This is a genomic window from Candidatus Westeberhardia cardiocondylae (assembly GCA_001242845.1).
In the GTDB taxonomy this organism is placed as follows: Bacteria; Pseudomonadota; Gammaproteobacteria; order Enterobacterales; family Enterobacteriaceae; genus Westeberhardia; species Westeberhardia cardiocondylae.
The window spans coordinates 152,042-170,399 of the sequence record LN774881.1; the positions used below are offsets into that span (position 1 = coordinate 152,042).

An 18,358-nucleotide genomic window follows, 5' to 3' on the forward strand; every position below is an offset into this window, starting at 1 on the left:
GATATAATTTTTATATTAGAATTTTCTATTATAAATTTTATATTGATTTGAAGTTTATTGAAATAAAATTTGTTTTATATAGTTAATTTGTTTTTTAGATATATAAGATTATTCATTTTATGTAATTTAATTTAAATAAAATTGATAAAAATTATTTTTGCTAGTAAATTCTTATAAGGTAAATTTTTCATGATTTACAAGTTATTGTGTTGTATTTGGTTTTAATATATTAAATGAAATTTAAGTTTATTTTTAAGTGTTGTTTTATTTTTATTTATATTAAAATCTTTAATGAATTTTGTTAGAAGAGTTTTTTAAACTAAATAATGTTGTTTTTAAAGTACTTTATTTTTGTGGATTATCTAATTTTTAGATTGTATGAAAAAATTTATCTTTTCATATTTAGTTGTATAATTTACAATCGAGATGTAAGATATTTCTTGTTAAAGAATATTAGAAAAATTTTTAAAGAGATTTTTATAATTATGTTAGAATATTTTTGTGTTAATATAAGTTAATAAAGAATATTTATAATGTTTGGTACTTTGTATATTGTTTCTGCTCCTAGTGGAGTAGGAAAAACTAGTTTACTTCATAACATATGTGCAAATAAATTGATTTGTGATATAACATTATCAATTTCTTATACTACTCGTGAAATGAGATTAGGAGAATTTCATAAAAAACATTATTTCTTTGTTTCAAAACAAAAATTTAAAGATATGATAAGAAATAATTTTTTTTTAGAATACGCTAAGGTATTTGATAATTATTATGGTACTTCAAAAGCGGAGATTAGAGATTTTTTGTCATCTGGAATGGATGTATTATTGGATATAGATTGGCAAGGGGCTCAGCAAATTCGCTATAGTGTTCCGAATTCTTGTAGTATTTTTATTTTTCCTCCTTCAATAAAGGAATTAAATCGTAGATTATATAGAAGAAAGAAAGACGATAAAATAATTATAAAGAAACGAATGTTGCAAGCAGTGAAAGAAATGAATCATTATATGGAATACGATTATTTAATTTTTAATGATTGTTTTGATGTTGCGTTACGTGATTTACGAATTATCATAGAATCAGAGAGGTTGCGTGTAGATCGACAAAAGTTGTTTCATGGCAATTTGATAAAAGAATTGTTAAAAAAATTGAATTGATTTTTAATTTTCAAAAATATAAGAGAATATAATGTGATAGGGGTGATTTTTATTTTAAAGTATTTGTATATATCAAGTACTATAAGTTAGTGAGTAAATTTTTTAATTATAAAATTAATTTTGTTGTAATAATAAAAATTTTTGAATATTCAGTAAATTTTATTTTGGAATGTTATTTTGTTTGTTCATTGATTTAAACGTTTTAACAGATATTTTTTATTTTATTATATTATTAATAAATATTGTATTGAATTTTTGATAATTGTTTTAATGATGAAATTTTTATTAATTTGTGATGTTCATTATTCATAATTCTATTAATAATTTATTCATTTAAAATCGTTTTTGAAAAATGATATTTTTTTGGATTTTGTAAATATAAAATTTAATTTTATTAAATGAAATGTATTATTTTTAATATTTAAAAATTTTTTAGTTTTTTTCGATTTATATATTAGGTTTGTAAGTAGAAAAATGTTTATTCCCATTCAATGGTTGCTGGGGGTTTGCTAGAAATATCATATACTACTCTAGAAATCCCTGTAATTTCATTTATAATTCGATTAGACACCTTGGTTAATAAATTATACGGTAAATTTGAACAGCAAGCTGTCATAAAATCAATACTTTCTATTGCTCTTAATGCAATGATACAATCATATTTTCTTTTATCTCCCATGATCCCTACTGATCGAACAGGAATAAATATTGTAAAAGCTTGATTAACCTTATGGTATAAATCAAAATTTTTTAGTTCCTCGATAAATATTTTGTCTGATTTTCTTAATATATCACAATATTTTTGTTTTATTTCTCCCAAAATTCGTATTCCTAACCCAGGTCCAGGAAATGGGTGTCGGTATAAGATATTATGTGACAATCCTAATTTTTTTCCAATATTTCGTACTTCATCTTTAAATAATTTTTTTATTGGTTCTATTAATTTTATATTCATTTTTTTGGGAAGTCCACCAACGTTGTGGTGAGATTTAATTAAATGTGTTGAATTATTTTGTATAGATTGAGCGGATTCTATAACATCGGAATATATAGTTCCTTGAGCTAACCATTTAATTTTTGATAGTTTGGATGCTTTTTTATTGAATGTTTCAATGAATATTTTCCCGATTATTTTTCTTTTGGTTTCTGGATCTGTGATTCCAGAAATGGCATTAAAAAATTGTTGTTTTGCTGAAATGTAAATTATTTTTAAATTATAATTTTTTTTGAAAAATTGTATATGTTTTTTGTTTCTTTTAAATTGTAATAATCCATTATCTATAAATATACATAATAATCTTTTTCCAATTGCTTTTTTTAGCAATAAAGCTGTAACAAGTGAATCTATTCCCCCGGAGAAACCTAACATGACTTTTTCATTATTTCCAATTTTTTTTTTAATATTTTTAATTAAATTTTTTATAATATTATCTGAATTCCATAATGATTCGCATTTGCAAATTTTTATAACAAAATTTTTTAATATACTTTTTCCTTGTTGTGTGTGTGTTACTTCAGGATGGAATTGTATTCCATAAAAATTTTTTTTTTCATTGGATATTATAGCGAAAGGGCAAGATTGTGTTTTTGCAATAGTAGTGAAATTTTTTGGAATAGTAATAATTTTATCTTCATGACTCATCCATACATTTAGATTATTTTGTATTTTTTTTGTGTTTTTTATATTATGTAACAATGGACTGTTAGAAGTAATGCATATTTTAGTGAGTCCAAATTCTCTTTTGGAAGAAGTTTGTATTTTTCCACCTAGTTGTTTTGTCATAATATGCATTCCGTAACATATTCCTAACACTGGTATGTTTGCTAAAAATACGTATTTTGGTGCTTTTGGACTATTTTTTGTAGTAGCACTTTCTGGTCCTCCAGAAAGAATAATTCCTTTAGGATTAAATTTTTTTATTTGTTTTTCGTCTGCATTCCATTTCCATAATTCACAATAAATTCCTAATTCACGTATTCTTCTAGCTAACAATTGGCTATATTGTGATCCAAAATCTAAAATAAGAATACGGTATTTTTTTGCATGTTTTAACATAAATGTATGTTTAAAATAGTGTTTATTGTTAGTTATTTTTTTTGTGAAATCTATTTGAAACTGTTCTTAAAATAAGAGTTCTAGTTCATATAAATATTTAAGTTTTATTTATACAGTTTTTATTTAGGAATAATTAAGATAATTTTATATAATTATTTTTTATTTCATGATACCGTGTGTATGGTTTTCTTTTATACCTGCTTGACTAATTATAATAAATTTTGCTTTTTTTTGAAGATCATCAATAGTAGCGCATCCAGTTAATCTCATACAGGATCGCAACCCTCCTATTTGTTGATGAAGAACATTTTTTAATTCTCCTTTGTAGGGTATTTTTCCTTCAACTCCTTCCGGAACTAATTGATGTATTGTTTTATTAGATTGATAATATCGATCGGAAGACCCTTTATACATAGCATTTATAGAACCCATTCCTCTATAAGATTTATATGAATAACCTTTGTGTGTTTTAATTTTACCTGGAGATTCTTTTGTACCCGCTAAAATATAACCAAGCATAACGCAAGTTGCTCCAGCTGCAATAGCTTTAGCTATATCACCGGAGTATCTTATTCCTCCATCAGCAATTACTGGTATATTAGTTCCTTTCAATGCTTTTGCAACATCTGAAATCGCAGTGATTTGAGGTACACCCACTCCTGTTACAATACGAGTAGTACAAATAGATCCTGGTCCTATTCCTACTTTTACTGCATCAACACCTGCTTTCATTAAATCGATGGCGGCATTTTTGGTAGCAATATTTCCTCCTATAATTTGTGCTGTAGGATATTTAGATCGTATTTTTAAAATAAGTTGAAGAACTTTTTTTGAATGTCCGTGAGATGAGTCAATTAATAGAACATCTACTCCTTCTTCGATTAATGTTTTAATATGTTTCGTAGTAGTTTCAATACTGATTGCAGCCCCTACTCGTAAATACCCATATTTATCTTTACAAGCGTTTTTATGCGGGTGTGTCAAATCTCTTTTAGTGATCATTCCTAATAAATGGTGTTTTTTGTTTATTACTAATATTTTTTCTATTTTTTTTTCATACATTTTTTTTCGTATGAATTTGAGATCTTCATTTTTTTGTGTTGTTATTAAACGATTTTTTGGGGTCATTATGGAAGAAACTTTTTGATTTAAATTAGTAGCGTGTGAAATATCTCGTTTAGTTATTATTCCTATTAGTTCGTTTTTTTTGTTAATAACTGGATAACTAAAAAATCCATTATGGTAAATGAATTTTTTTATTTCTAAAATTTTAGTTGAAGGGAAGACGCATTTTGGGTTAGTAATTATTTTATCGTTTTTATGGTTTGTGTAATTTTTTACTCGTTTTATTTCTTGTATTTGTTTTTTTGTTGACATATTTTTGTGAATAAAACCTATACCTCCTTCTTTGGCTAATGCAATCGCTAATTTAGATTCAGTCACAGTATCCATTGCGGCGGATAATATAGGAATATTTAGGAAAATTTTTTTTGTTAGCTGTGTCTTTAAATTTATTTTGTTGGGTGATATTTTAGAATATTGCGGCGAGATTAAGACGTCATCGAATGTTAAAGCTTTTTTATTAATAATGTGTATCATAAAAATATCCTATTAAGTAAATAAAATGTATTATACACTTCATAATAAAGTATTGTAAATTTTTTAATATTTTGTATTAATTAAATTATACAAAATTTTATAATTGTATACCATTAAATGGTTTTATTTATTATTAAAATTTTGTATATAAGTTTTATGTTAATTTTCTAAGATTACTACAGAAAAACTATAGTAACGTTCATCTGTTAATGTGACGTGTGTATTTACGACACCTAGTTTTTTAGCGATTTTTTTTGCATTGAAAAATAAATGTAAATAAGGTTTTCCTAAGTGGTCGTTAAAAATTTCTATTTGAGAAAATGTTAAACCTCCCCTAAATCCAGTTCCCAATGCTTTTGAGGTTGCTTCTTTTGCTGCAAGTCGTTTTGCTAAAAAATGAGTTTTTGTTTTATTTTTTTTATATTGTTTCCACTCATTTATGCTTAAGATTCTTTTAGCAAATTTATCCCCTACTCGAGAAATTATTGTACTGATGTGTTTAATTTCGATTATGTCTGAGCCAATTCCTATGATTGCCATCGTTTTTTGTTTAATTGAGAAGATAAAAGTTATAATTATTTATAAATATAAAGTTTGTAAATAAAGCATGTTAATAAAATTAATATGATAAAGTCAATATTATTATGGTTTTATGAATATAATGGTATATTATTCAAGTATTTTAATATAAATTTGATAAAAGTATTTTGTATTTTAAATAAGTGTTCCGTTATATGGAATAACTTATTTTTAAGTTAAAATAATGATAATATGTTTGTAAAGTAATGTTGTATATTTAGGTTGATAAACTTAAGTATTATCTTAGAATATTTCAATATTTAGTTTTATTTATTATTGATAGTTATCATATAAAAGTTTTTATTAGTTAGTAAATTTGTTTTTGTGAGAGTGAAATAAATGAAAGTTGTAAATATAATTACTTTTATATGTTAAATTTTGTATTTTTATGATTTGTATGTTTTATGCAAATGTAATTAAGAAAATTAAAAATTATTTTTATGATTTTAATTTTTTAGGGAAGTGATGATATTTATTTTTTAAAAGTTTAATATTATGAAAATTTTTAGTTTTAATTTTAAAAGTAAAAATTTTATGTGTCTTTTTTCGTATTAGAAGTGCGGTGTTCTATTTAATTTTAATATAATAAATTTTTAAAGTTTAAATAGGATTTAATTATACATTAAAAATTATTTGGAAATTTTTGTATGTAAATTAATTTTATAAATTTTGAAGTTTTATTTATGTTATTTTTGCATAGTAATATATTAATATGTTTTTTATAAGAGTTTTTGTTAAAAATTATTAATTTGTATGTTATATATTATAATTAGAAGTTTTATTTACATAAAACTGTATGTATTGTAATTTTTTAAAAGTTCATATTAAAGTAGGAATTTTATGAATTTTGTATTAATTGGAAGTATTTTAAAAAATGAAAGTTTTGTAATTTTAATTTTAATTATTATGTGGTGGTTTTGTTTTAATTTTTGTGATTTTAAGTTTAATTGAAATTATGAAATTTAATTTTTAAGATTTTTGAATATTTTGTTATATTTTTAAATGCGATTTTTTAAATTATTTTATTTTGCAAGAGATTAGTTAATTTTTTTATTTGTAAAAATTTTGATTGAATAAAATTAATTTTTATAATATTATCTTGTAGATTTTATATTTAGTTTAAATTTTACATTTGTGTATTATTTTTACGAAATTTCTTTATATAAAATTAAAAGAGATTTTTGATAAATAGTTATAGATTGTTTAGTAATTTAGATTAGATAAAATTTTTGCATTTTAATGTAACAAATTTTGTTATTTTTTTAAAATTAATTAGTATATTTAATTTTTATATTAAGGTAGGTATCGTGTTTAATTTTTTTCGAAGTAATAATGATGTAGATCCAAAAGAGACTTATGATTGGATACTCTCGATAGAGTCAGTAATTAGAGAAGAAGGCATGGATCGCGCAAAATTTTTACTTGATAAAATAACAAGAAAAGTGTATGGAGAAAAATTTTCTTTTCGCAAGAATGTATCTTCGTATATTAATACTATTTCATCTAATGAAGAATCACAGTATCCTGGAAATTTAGAAATTGAACGCCGTATTCGCTCAATAATTCGCTGGAATGCTATTATGATTGTTTTACGTGCTTCTAAAAAAAATTTAGATTTAGGAGGTCATATTTCTTCTTTTCAATCTTGTGCGACTATTTATGATGTTTGTTTTAATCATTTTTTTCAAGGAAGAGAGGAAAAAAATGGAGGGGATTTAGTTTATTTTCAAGGACATGTTTCTCCAGGTATTTATTCGCGCGCTTTTTTAGAAGAACGTTTAACTGAAGAACAATTGGATAATTTTCGTCAAGAGACAGGAGAAACATCTGGTTTGTCTTCGTATCCTCATCCTAGATTAATGCCAGAATTTTGGCAATTTCCTACTGTATCTATGGGCCTAGGTGCAATTAGCGCGATTTATCAGGCAAAATTTTTGAAATATTTAGAATATCGTTCGTTAAAGTGTACTTCTACTAGAAAAGTTTATGTGTTTCTTGGCGATGGCGAAATGGACGAACCCGAATCAAAAGGGGCGCTTACTGTTGCGGCTCGTGAAAAATTAGATAATTTAATTTTTATTATTAATTGTAATTTACAACGTTTGGATGGTCCAGTTTTTGGAAACGGTAAAATTATAAACGAATTAGAAGGGGTGTTTCGCGGATCTGGTTGGGAAGTTATTAAAGTTATTTGGGGAGGTGCGTGGGATTCATTATTAAAAAAAGATATTACTGGAAAGCTTGTTAAATTAATGAATGAAACTATTGACGGAGATTATCAACGTTTATCATCTTTCGGTGCTTCTTATATTCGTAAGAATTTTTTTGGAAAATATAAGGAGACTTTATCTTTGATTCAAGATATGAGTGATGAAGAAATTTTAATGTTAAATAGAGGTGGACATGATTCAAAAAAAATATTTTCAGCTTTGAATAAAGCTCATAGTGTTGTTGGAAAACCAGTTGTTATTTTGATGCATACTATTAAGGGATATGGTTTATCTGATATTGCAGAAGGGATGAATATTGCGCATCAAGTTAAACAAATAGATGTATATGGTTTGCGTAAGTTTCGAGATCGTTTTAATTTGCATGATGTAGTTAGTGATCAAGATATTTTATCATTGTCTTACGTGAAATTAGCAAAATCTTCAAAAGAATATGCTTATTTGCGTAATTGTCGTAAAGTTTTACACGGGTTTGTTCCTATTCGTTTGAATAAATTTACTAATTTATTAGAACTTCCTAAATTAGATTGTTTTAATTCTTTGTTGTATGGGAAAGGAAGAAAATTTTCCACTACTATGGCTTTTGTTCGAATTTTAAATATATTATTGAGTGATGGTTGTATAAAAAAAAGAATAGTTCCAATTATTGCAGATGAAGCTCGTACATTTGGTATGGAAGGTTTATTTAAAAAAGTTGGAATTTATAGTTCGTGTGGACAAAAATATACCCCCCAAGATCGTGAAAAATTAATTTATTATAAAGAAGATAAATCTGGACAAATATTGCAAGAGGGTATTAGTGAATTAGGAGCATTTTCTTCTTGGTTGGCAGCTGCTACTTCGTATAGTACTAGTAATTTTCTAATGATTCCATTTTATGTGTTTTATTCTATGTTTGGTTTTCAAAGAATTGGCGATTTATGTTGGGCAGCAGGTGATCAACAAGCTCGGGGTTTTTTAATTGGTGGAACGTCTGGTCGTACTACATTAAACGGGGAGGGTTTGCAACATGGTGATGGGCATAGTCATATTTATTCGTTGACTATTCCTAATTGTGTTTCTTATAATCCTGCATATGCGTATGAGTTAGCTGTTATTATACATAATGGTATTCACAGAATGTATGGAGAGAATTCAGAAAATATTTATTATTATATTACGACATTAAATGAAAATTATTGTATGCCAGATATTCCAAAGTTTTCTGAGGAAGGGATTTGTAAAGGGATATATAAGTTAGAGGAATTTGTAGGGAATGTAGAGAAAGTACAATTACTAGGGTCTGGTTCTATTTTGCAACATGTTAGAGAAGCTGCAAAAGTTTTGTTAAAGGATTATAATATAAGTTCAGATGTATATAGTGTAACTTCATTTTCTGAATTAGCAAGAAACGCTCAAGATTGTGAAAGATGGAATATGTTACATCCAACGGAAGTTCCAAAAGTATCTTATATTAGAAAAGTTATGAATAATGCACCAATAGTAGTTTCTACTGATTATATGAAAATATTTGCGGAACAAATTGGAAAATTTGTACCTACTAATTTATTTTATGTTTTGGGAACTGATGGATTTGGACGGTCTGATAGTAGAAGAAAATTAAGACGTTATTTTGAGATTGATACTAGCTATATAGTTATTGCTTCTTTATATGTTTTGGTTAAATTCGGGAGTATTAATTCTGATATTCTTGTTTCTGCTATTAATAGATTTAAGATTGATATTGATAAAATTAATCCTCGTTTATTATAACAAAGAGAGTAATGTATGACGATAATTGAAGTTAAAGTTCCAGATATTGGGATTTCTTCAGCAGAAATTACTGAAATTTTAGTTAGTGTTGGGAATGAAGTTGTGAAGGAACAACCTATTATTTTGATTGAAGGTGAAAAGACTTCCGTAGAAATACCATCTCCTTGTAACGGTATTGTTCAAGATATTAAAGTTAATATAGGTGATAAAATTAAAATGGGATCACTTATTATGTTATTTAAATCAAAAGATGAGGATATTTTTTCAGATAAGGACAAAAAAAGTGATTTATTTTTGTCACAAGAAAAATCTTTTTCTAATGATGTTTTTGGTAAAAATAATATTTTTAAAGAAAATGATGTTGTTACTTTTACGAAACAAGATGATGTTTTATGTAAAGATGAAAAAAATTATGTACACGCTTCTCCTGGTATTCGTCGTTTAGCTAGAGAATTTGGTATTGATTTGTTTAAAATTTCAGGATCTGGAAGAAAAGGTAGAATTTTACGAGAAGATTTAGCTGAATATGTAAGAGAAAAAATTAAACTTTCTAGTATTTCTGTTTCTTCTTTTGATTTATTTTCTAGGGTACCCAAATGGAAAAAATCGGATTTTGAGAAATTCGGGGATGTTGAAGAAATAAATTTAGAAAAAATTAAAAGATTTTCTGGATTAAATTTGCATAGAAATTGGCTAACGGTTCCTCATATTACTCAATTTGATGAAGTTGATATTACTGAGTTAGAATTATTTAGAAAAAAACAGAATCTTGAGAATAAAAAAAAGAATTTAGATTTGAATATTACTTTGTTGATTTTTATTATAAAAGTTGTGGCTAAAAGTTTGGAAAAATTACCGCGTTTTAATAGTTCTTTATCTGAAGATAATAAAAAATTATTTTTAAAAAAATATATAAATATTGGTATTGCTGTAGATACACCGCGTGGTTTGTTAGTTCCAGTGTTGCGTGATGTTAATAAAAAAAGTGTTGTTGATCTTACTCATGATTTAAAAAATATATTGAATAAAACTCGTAATGGAAAATTGATATTATCAGATACACAAGGAGGGTGTTTTACCGTTTCTAATTTAGGTGGAATTGGAGGGACTGCATTTACTACTATTGTAAATGTGCCGGAAGTAGCTATTCTTGGTGTTTCTAAAGCATCTATGAAACCTATATGGAATGGGGAGAAGTTTGTTCCTAGATTAATTATGCCTATATCTTTGTCTTATGATCATAGAGTTATTGACGGGGCGGATGCAGCGAGATTTGTCAATTTTATTAATTTAATTATTTCTGATATACGATATTTAATTATGTAATATAGTTTTTATTTAGGTTTTTGAATTTTTATTTTGTATGAGATAAATGATAATTTTGTAAATTAAGGTTTATTTTTTTGTATTTATAAATATATGAGGAGAATATGAATAATATTTATAAAATAAAAACTCAAGTTGTAGTTGTTGGTGCTGGCCCTGGAGGTTATTCTGCTGCATTTCGTTGTGCAGATTTAAAGTTAGATACTGTTTTGATAGATCGTAATTCTAATTTGGGCGGAGTATGTTTAAACACAGGATGCATTCCTTCAAAATTATTGTTGCGTATTGTTAATATTATAAAAGAAATTGATAGTTTGAACAAATGTAATATTACTACTAGCAAGTTAAACATTGATCTTATAAATACAAAAAAATGGAAAGAAAATGTAATTAATAAATTATCTGCAGATTTATTGCATGGAGCTAAATCTCGAAAAATTAATGTCATAATAGGTTATGTGAATTTTGTTGATGATCATACTTTAGAAATTAATAATGTAAGTAATAATAAATATCGTAAATATGATAGAATTTTGGTGAGTTTTGATCATGCTATTATTGCATGTGGATCTCAACCCAATAAATTATCAGTCTTTCCTGAAAAAGATTCTAGAATATGGAATTCAAATGATGCATTATCTTTAAAATTTATACCAAAAAAAATGCTGATTGTTGGAGCTGGTGCTATTGGCTTAGAAATGGCTACGATTTATCATGCTTTTGGTGCAAATATAGATATGTTGGAAACATCTAATCAGATTATTTCCATGGTAGATGATGATATTATTCAATTTTTTAAGAAACAAATTAAAGGTTTGTTTAATAAATTAATGTTGAATTATGATATTGTTTCTTCTGAATCAAATAAAGATGGTGTATATGTTACCATGCAATATAAATATAATTCTTCTGTTGAAGTAATAAAAGAGCGATATGATGTAGTTTTAGTTTCAGTTGGACGAGTTTCAAACGCAAGATGTTTGTGTATTGAAAAAGCTGGAGTAGTGATAAATAATCTTGGTTTTATTTCTGTAGACAAACAAATGCGTACTAATGTACCCCATATTTATGCTATAGGGGATATAGTTGGATCTCCTATGTTAGCCCATAAAAGTATTTATGAAGGTCGTATTGTTGCTGAAGTTATTTATGGAAAAAGACATTTTTTCACTCCTAGAGTAATTCCATCAATTGTGTATACAATACCTGAAATAGGGTGGGTCGGTGTAACGGAAAAGGAAGCAAAAAGACGAAGACTTGATTGTTCTGTATCAGTTTTTCCATGGATTGCTTCTGGTAAAGCGGTGTTATCCAATCATCAAAATGGAATGACTAAATTAATTTTTGATAAAAAAACGCATCGTATTATAGGTGGTTCTGTTGTTGGGGTAAATTCAGGGGAATTATTAGGGGAAATTTCTTTAGCTATTGAAATGAATTGTGATTCAGAAGATATTTCTTTAATAGTGCACGCGCATCCTACTTTGTATGAATCTATATCATCAGCAGCAATGTTATATCAAGATTCCATATCAGTATGAGAATAAGTTTTATATTAATTTAATTGAATATGCTTATTTTATTAAAATTTATTGCATTATATTCATAGATTTATATTAAAAATTTACTATGTTTTTATTTAAAGTATACTAAATGATTCTCCGCAACTACAGGTAGTTTTTGCGTGTGGGTTTTTTATTGTAAAACGAGATCCTTCTAGATTTTCTATGTAATCAATTAATCCTCCAATAAGATATTGTAGGCTCATTGAATCTATGATTAAAATAGCGCCTTTTTTTTTATAATTGTATCATTTTCACATATTTGATTATCTAATATAAATTTGTATTGAAATCCATTGCATCCTCCTCCTACAATGTAAATTCTTAATTTTATATTTGGATCTTTTTTATTAGAGATTATTTTTTTTATTTTGATAATTGCATTTTTTGTGAATTTTATTGGTAAAATTAAATCTTGATTGTTCATAGAGTATTTTCCTTATTTGTATTATATTTATTTAGGTTATTGATTTTTTTAAAAAATTTTGTCCAATGTATAAATTATTTTATGATATATTATATTATAATTTTTATGTTATGAGGAAAATATTTCATATTTTGCTATTTAATTAGAATAAATATTTGTTTAATTTTTAATTTAGGTGATATTGATATAACTATGTTTCATGTAAGGTATAATTTTTTGATTAAATTTTATAAAAAGTTTAATAGTTTTGTATTTGTAAAAATGTAAAAATGATGCATATTTATATAGAATTTTTAAATATAAAGTATTTTATTAAATAATTTTGATATCAAAATTTATTTATTTAGTTTTATTGAAATTAAAATTATTATATATTTATATTAATAAAAGATTTTTTATAAAATGTTTAATTTTAAGTAAATTTTGATTATTTTGATAGTTTCGTGTAGAATTACATTGTTCATCGTTTTATTTTATTAATGGTATTAATGTATATATTTAATTAGTTATTTTGTATAATAGAAAAATTTATTTTTTCATTTAAATTTTTTACATAGTTTATTTATAGATAAGATTTTGTATTTTATTTAATTAGCGTTCGTAATTATGTATATGTAGAATATTATTCTAATTTTATATTTGTGATTCTGTTATGAAAAAGGAAAATTTTGTTTGGATTTCTATGGGTAGTAATTTATGTAATCCTTTTAAACAAATTAATGAAGCTATTAATAATATTATTTTCTCTTTTCCACATACAAAATTGTTATCTTGTTCATCTTATTACCGAAGTAAGCCGTTAGGTTTAAAAAATCAGCCTGATTTTTTAAACGTTGTAGTTTTGTTGAAAACATTTTTATCTCCTGAAATGTTGTTAAAAAATATTCAACTTATTGAGTTGAAACAAGGTAGAGTTCGTACTTTGAAACGATGGGAGTCTAGAACGTTAGATATTGATATTTTGTTATTTGGGAATTGTGTTATCAATACTAAAAAATTAATAGTTCCGCATTATGATATGAAAAATCGTTCTTTTGTTTTGTATCCTTTATTTGAGTTGATGCCGAATTTTTCTTTTCCAGATGGAACATGTTTATTGGATTGTATAAAATCTATTTCTTTAAAAAATCTTACATATTGGGAATGATATAATGTTTCAAATTTATATTATATTGTAAAAATAAAGGTTTTATTTTGTATGTTAATTGTATATAAAATTTAAAACATAGTTGGTTGTGTTATATGAATTTTAAATAGTATTTTTAAATATATTGAATTTATTTTATTTTTATATTTTTATAATTTTTCCTAAATATGGTAAATGTCTGTAGTATTGTGCGTAATCTATTCCATATCCTACTACAAATTCATCTGATATAGTAAATCCTGTCCATTGCACGAAAATATTAGTTTCTCTTCTTTTTGGTTTGTCCAATAATGTGCATATAGAAAGAGATTTTGGTTTATGTAATAAAAGAATGTTTTGTATTTGATTTAGTGTATTACCTGAATCAATAATATCTTCTATAATTAAGACATGTTTTTTGTATATGTTTTCTTCTAAATTTTTTAAAATTTTGATATTTTTATTTGAATGAATACTATTTCCATAACTTGAAGTAATTATAAAATCTATTTTATGTGGCAAAGTAATAGCGCGACATAAGTCTGCTATAAATATAAAAGATCCTTTTAATAAACCGATTAATATGATTGTTTCATGACTGTTGTGATAGTATTCACTTATAGATTTTCCGAGTTCTTTAATTCTGCGCGCTATTTTTTCTTTAGAAAATAAAATTTTTATATTATATTTTTTTCTAAGATTCATTATGGTTATATATGGTGTAGATTTTATTAATATTTATAGTGTTGTGATTATTTATTCAATTTGTATATTTTATCATGAAGGCAAATTTGATAAAATTATATTTTTTTATAATACAGTATATGGATGTATTTTATTATTAAGAAAAGAAATTTGTTTTATATATTTTGTATTTTTGGTTTGATATGTTTGTTTATATTACAAAATATTTGAGATTAATCTTTGTAGTTATTTTATTTGATTTGAAATCGTATGTATGATTTGTGGTTTTTGGATTTTAAAGATATGTTTTGAATTTTTTTAAATAAAATATTATTAAAATATGTATCAAAATTAAAATTTTTGTTTTTGTAATATTTAAATAGTTTTATACAATTTAGTTTGTATGTTTTATGTATTAAATTTAAATTGTAAATGTTTTTATTATAGAGTTTATTTAAATTTATTAAATATATTTTATTAATTTTTTAATTATATAAAATATTTTGTGATAATATTAGTATAATGTTATATATTTGAGTTTTTGATTTTATAAACTTGAAATATTGTATTAAATAGTTTTTAAAATTTTTAATTATTATTTGTTTAAAAAAGTTTATTTAGTTAATAATTAATTATTTAGGTAAATTTATATTGTGAAATTTTTTGTAGTTTAGTTAATTTAAGTTGAATGAGTTTTTTAAAATTTTTTATATTCTAAAATTCTTTTATATATTTTATTATATTTTGTGAATATAAAATTAAATTTATAATAATATGTCACAATTAATTTGTGTATTTAGTGATAAAATTTTTTATTTTATAAAGTTTTATGGGAGTTTAATGAATAATAATTGAAATATTTCAATTGATTTATTGTAATTATAAATTTTATGTTGGATCATTTTATGTGATTTTTGTTTATACAAATTATTATAAATAATTTTAGAAAAAATTTATAAAATTTATTGTTTGTAATATTGTATATTGTGTTGAGAAATTTAGTTTATTTATATTGTATTGATTTATGGATTTTTTATGAATATCTAAAATATTTTACATCGGTAAAATAACTATGATTAAAAAAATTGGTGTATTGACAAGTGGTGGTGACTCTCCAGGTATGAACGCAGCTATTCGTAGTGTTGTTAGATCTGCATTGTCTATGGGGTTGGAGGTCATTGGGATATATGATGGTTTTTTAGGACTTTATAAAGATAAGATGGTTAAATTAGATAGATATAGTGTTTCTGATATGATTAATCGAGGGGGAACTTTTTTAGGTTCAGCAAGATTTCCTGAATTTAAAAATAAGAACATTCGACTCATTAGTATTCAAAATATGATTAGATGTGGTATGGATGCATTAGTAGTTATTGGGGGTGATGGATCGTATATAGGCGCTAAATGTTTGTCAAATATGGGATTTCCTTGTATTGGTTTACCTGGTACCATTGATAATGATGTTGCTGGAACGGATTATAGTATTGGATATTTTACTGCTTTGGAAACTGTTGTTGAAGCTATTGACCGGTTGCGTGATACTTCTAGTTCGCATCAACGTATTTCTATTGTAGAAGTTATGGGTAGAGGTTGTGGAGATTTGACTATGGCAGCAGCTATTGCTGGTGGTTGTGAATTTATTGTTTTACCCGAAACGGAATTTAAAGCTGAAGATTTAGTTTATGAAATTCATGCAGGTATTGCAAAAGGAAAAAAACATGCTATTGTTAGCATTACAGAACATATTTATGATGTTAATTGTTTAGCTAGATATATTGAAAAAAAAACAGGAAGAGAAACTCGTGCAACAATATTGGGTCATATTCAAAGAGGAGGAAGTCCTGTAGCATATGATCGAATTTTAGCTTCTAGAATGGGAGTGTATGCTGTTGAATTATTGTTACAAGGTTATAGCGGACATTGTATAGGAATACGTGATGAAAAATTAGTGCATCATGATATTGTTGATGCTATTAAAAAAATGAAACGTCCTTTTTGTAAAGAATTAATGAAAATTGCGAAAAAGCTTTTTTAATTATTCATATTTTAGTATATATTTTTGATTATTTGTAAATTTTATTAAAATAGAAATATTTAAATTTGATTTAAAATTTAAATAATGAATATATGTAATTAAAATACAAAGATTTTTAGCTGTGTATAATTTTCATATTTAAATGTTATTAAAAGTTTTTATGTATCAGTAGTATTTTGATTATTCGAGTTAGATGTTGTTAAATTTTTTATGTTTAATAATTTAGTTTTATCAATAGTTATATTATATTTGATGATTTTTGTAATTTTTTAATTCAAAATCTTAAATTAATTAATTATTTAAAATCTTATCAAATTTGCGAATAAGTTTTTGTATAATAAATAAAATGTTTTATAAAAGGTTTAATCTTTATTTTATTAAGAAAAGACTATACGAGATTAAAATGTTATTTTAATTAAAGTTTATAAAATATATATAAATTTTTAGTAATTATATTTTATTTTTGTGTTTTTTATTTTATTTTATAAAATAAAGCGAGTTAAATCTTCGTCTGCTATGAGATCATTTAAATGATGTTTCACATAGTTGGAATCAATAGATAAAATTTTTCCTTTCCATTCATTAGCATTATAAGAAATATCTTGCATAAGACGTTCCAATACGGTATGTAAACGTCTTGCTCCTATATTTTCTGTTCTTTTATTAACTTTCCATGCAGCTTTTGCAATATCTTTTATACTTTCTTGAGTGAAATTTATATGAACTCCTTCTGTTTTCATTAGAGCAATGTATTGCCTAGTAATTGCTGTATTAGGTTCTGTTAAGATTCTTTCAAAGTCTTCTTTTGTTAGTGCTTTTAGTTCTACTCGTATTGGTAATCTTCCTTGTAATTCTGGGATAAGATCTGAAGGATTTGATAATTGGAAAGCACCAGAAGCTATAAATAAAATGTGATCGGTTTTTACTGTTCCATGTTTTGTGGACACAATACATCCTTCTACTAGCGGAAGTAAATCTCTTTGTACTCCCTCTCTAGAAATATCTGGTGTAGATATTTCTCCTTTTCTACAAATTTTATCAATTTCATCAATAAATACGATTCCGTGTTGTTCTACAGCTTCGATAGCTTTTTCTTTTATGTCTTCTTGATTTAACAATTTAGCAGATTCTTCTTCTGTTAATAATTTCATGGCTTCTTTTATTTTAAGTTTACGTAATTTTTGTTTTTGTCCTGCTAGATTTTTAAATATTGATTGTAGTTGGTTTGTCATTTCTTCCATTCCAGGAAGTGCCATGATTTCTACATCCATTGGTTTTGAAGATAAATGAATTTCTATTTCTGTTGTATCTAATTTTTTTTCTTGTAATTTTTTTCTAAGTTTTTCTTTAATATTATAAATTTCATTATTTTCTTTTTTTAGTTTTTCCCAGTGATTTGTGTTTTTTGTAAGAAGAACATTTAAAATTTTTTCTTCTGCTAATTTTTTTGCTCGAAGAGAATTTTTTTTTATGGATTGCAGTCTTATCATTTTTACAGCCGAATCAGTTAGATCTCGTATAATAGAATCTACTTCTTTTCCTACGTATCCTACTTCTGTAAATTTAGTGGCTTCAACTTTAATAAACGGAGCATTTACTAATTTAGCTAACCTTCTAGCTATTTCTGTTTTTCCAACCCCAGTTGGACCGATCATGAGAATATTTTTTGGGGTGATTTCTTGTCGTAATATTTCATCTAATTGTGAGCGCCGCCAACGATTTCGTAGTGCGATGGCTACAGCTTTTTTAGCGTTTTCTTGTCCTACAATATAATTATCAAGTTCATGAACAATTTCACGGGGAGTCATTTCAGACATTTTTTTA

The 18,358-nt window shown here is 24.9% G+C and carries 11 protein-coding genes and 1 pseudogene; 6 read left to right on the forward strand and 6 right to left on the reverse strand.

Annotated elements, in window-relative coordinates:
• Positions 1–533 precede the first annotated feature (533 nt).
• On the forward strand, positions 534–1,160 hold the full coding sequence (gene gmk, locus WEOB_RS00665; protein WP_420885188.1) for a guanylate kinase: 627 nt from the start codon (positions 534–536) through the stop codon (positions 1,158–1,160).
• 478 nt (positions 1,161–1,638) lie between these two features.
• Here the strand turns inward: gmk and guaA are convergent, their stop codons facing one another.
• The 3 genes from guaA to acpS form a co-directional block, all read right to left on the reverse strand.
• Entirely contained in the window at positions 1,639–3,216 is a 1,578-nt protein-coding gene (guaA, locus tag WEOB_RS00670; protein ID WP_281263988.1) for a glutamine-hydrolyzing GMP synthase, read from the reverse strand.
• A 159-nt stretch (positions 3,217–3,375) separates the two neighbouring features.
• Entirely contained in the window at positions 3,376–4,815 is a 1,440-nt protein-coding gene (guaB, locus tag WEOB_RS00675) for an IMP dehydrogenase (protein WP_281263989.1), read from the reverse strand.
• 159 nt (positions 4,816–4,974) lie between these two features.
• Positions 4,975–5,355, reverse strand: a complete 381-nt coding sequence (gene acpS / locus WEOB_RS00680; protein ID WP_281263990.1) for a holo-ACP synthase — start codon at positions 5,353–5,355, stop codon at positions 4,975–4,977.
• A gap of 1,346 nt (positions 5,356–6,701) precedes the next feature.
• On the opposite strand from acpS, the gene aceE reads away from it, so the two are divergent.
• From aceE to lpdA, 3 genes are all read left to right on the forward strand, one after another.
• Positions 6,702–9,374 carry a pyruvate dehydrogenase (acetyl-transferring), homodimeric type gene (gene aceE / locus WEOB_RS00685; RefSeq protein WP_281263991.1) on the forward strand — a complete coding sequence of 891 codons (2,673 nt, stop codon included), beginning with the start codon at positions 6,702–6,704 and terminating at the stop codon, positions 9,372–9,374.
• Positions 9,375–9,389: 15 nt separating this feature from the next.
• The gene (locus tag WEOB_RS00690; RefSeq protein ID WP_281263992.1) at positions 9,390–10,700 is read left to right on the forward strand and encodes a 2-oxo acid dehydrogenase subunit E2; all 1,311 of its coding nucleotides are present in this window, start codon (positions 9,390–9,392) and stop codon (positions 10,698–10,700) included.
• Between the two features lie 104 nt (positions 10,701–10,804).
• On the forward strand, positions 10,805–12,241 hold the full coding sequence (lpdA, locus tag WEOB_RS00695) for a dihydrolipoyl dehydrogenase (protein ID WP_281263993.1): 1,437 nt from the start codon (positions 10,805–10,807) through the stop codon (positions 12,239–12,241).
• A gap of 98 nt (positions 12,242–12,339) precedes the next feature.
• On the opposite strand, the pseudogene erpA reads toward lpdA, so the two are convergent.
• Positions 12,340–12,689, reverse strand: a pseudogene (erpA, locus tag WEOB_RS00700) (iron-sulfur cluster insertion protein ErpA).
• A gap of 652 nt (positions 12,690–13,341) precedes the next feature.
• Here erpA and folK point away from each other — a divergent pair.
• A complete protein-coding gene (gene folK / locus WEOB_RS00705) occupies positions 13,342–13,836 on the forward strand; it encodes a 2-amino-4-hydroxy-6-hydroxymethyldihydropteridine diphosphokinase (protein WP_281263994.1) in 495 nt (164 codons plus the stop codon).
• Between the two features lie 141 nt (positions 13,837–13,977).
• On the opposite strand, the gene hpt is transcribed toward folK, so the two are convergent.
• Complete coding sequence (gene hpt / locus WEOB_RS00710) at positions 13,978–14,520, reverse strand: hypoxanthine phosphoribosyltransferase (RefSeq protein ID WP_281263995.1); 543 nt, start codon at positions 14,518–14,520, stop codon at positions 13,978–13,980.
• Positions 14,521–15,571: 1,051 nt separating this feature from the next.
• Between hpt and pfkA the strand changes: the two genes are divergently transcribed.
• Positions 15,572–16,534 (forward strand): 6-phosphofructokinase, encoded by a 963-nt coding sequence (gene pfkA / locus WEOB_RS00715; protein ID WP_281263996.1) that lies wholly within the window; start codon positions 15,572–15,574, stop codon positions 16,532–16,534.
• Between the two features lie 482 nt (positions 16,535–17,016).
• On the opposite strand, the gene hslU is transcribed toward pfkA, so the two are convergent.
• Positions 17,017–18,351 (reverse strand): HslU--HslV peptidase ATPase subunit, encoded by a 1,335-nt coding sequence (gene hslU, locus WEOB_RS00720; protein ID WP_281263997.1) that lies wholly within the window; start codon positions 18,349–18,351, stop codon positions 17,017–17,019.
• Positions 18,352–18,358: the final 7 nt, after the last annotated feature.

Excerpts from the sequence above, each read along its gene's own strand:
- gmk (WP_420885188.1), top strand. The coding sequence starts at position 534 with ATGTTTGGTACTTTGTATATTGTTTCTGCTCCTAGTGGAGTAGGAAAA.
- guaA (WP_281263988.1), bottom strand. The coding sequence starts at position 3,216 with ATGTTAAAACATGCAAAAAAATACCGTATTCTTATTTTAGATTTTGGA.
- guaB (WP_281263989.1), bottom strand. The coding sequence starts at position 4,815 with ATGATACACATTATTAATAAAAAAGCTTTAACATTCGATGACGTCTTA.
- acpS (WP_281263990.1), bottom strand. The coding sequence starts at position 5,355 with ATGGCAATCATAGGAATTGGCTCAGACATAATCGAAATTAAACACATC.
- WEOB_RS00690 (WP_281263992.1), top strand. The coding sequence starts at position 9,390 with ATGACGATAATTGAAGTTAAAGTTCCAGATATTGGGATTTCTTCAGCA.
- lpdA (WP_281263993.1), top strand. The coding sequence starts at position 10,805 with ATGAATAATATTTATAAAATAAAAACTCAAGTTGTAGTTGTTGGTGCT.
- folK (WP_281263994.1), top strand. The coding sequence starts at position 13,342 with ATGAAAAAGGAAAATTTTGTTTGGATTTCTATGGGTAGTAATTTATGT.
- hpt (WP_281263995.1), bottom strand. The coding sequence starts at position 14,520 with ATGAATCTTAGAAAAAAATATAATATAAAAATTTTATTTTCTAAAGAA.
- pfkA (WP_281263996.1), top strand. The coding sequence starts at position 15,572 with ATGATTAAAAAAATTGGTGTATTGACAAGTGGTGGTGACTCTCCAGGT.
- hslU (WP_281263997.1), bottom strand. The coding sequence starts at position 18,351 with ATGTCTGAAATGACTCCCCGTGAAATTGTTCATGAACTTGATAATTAT.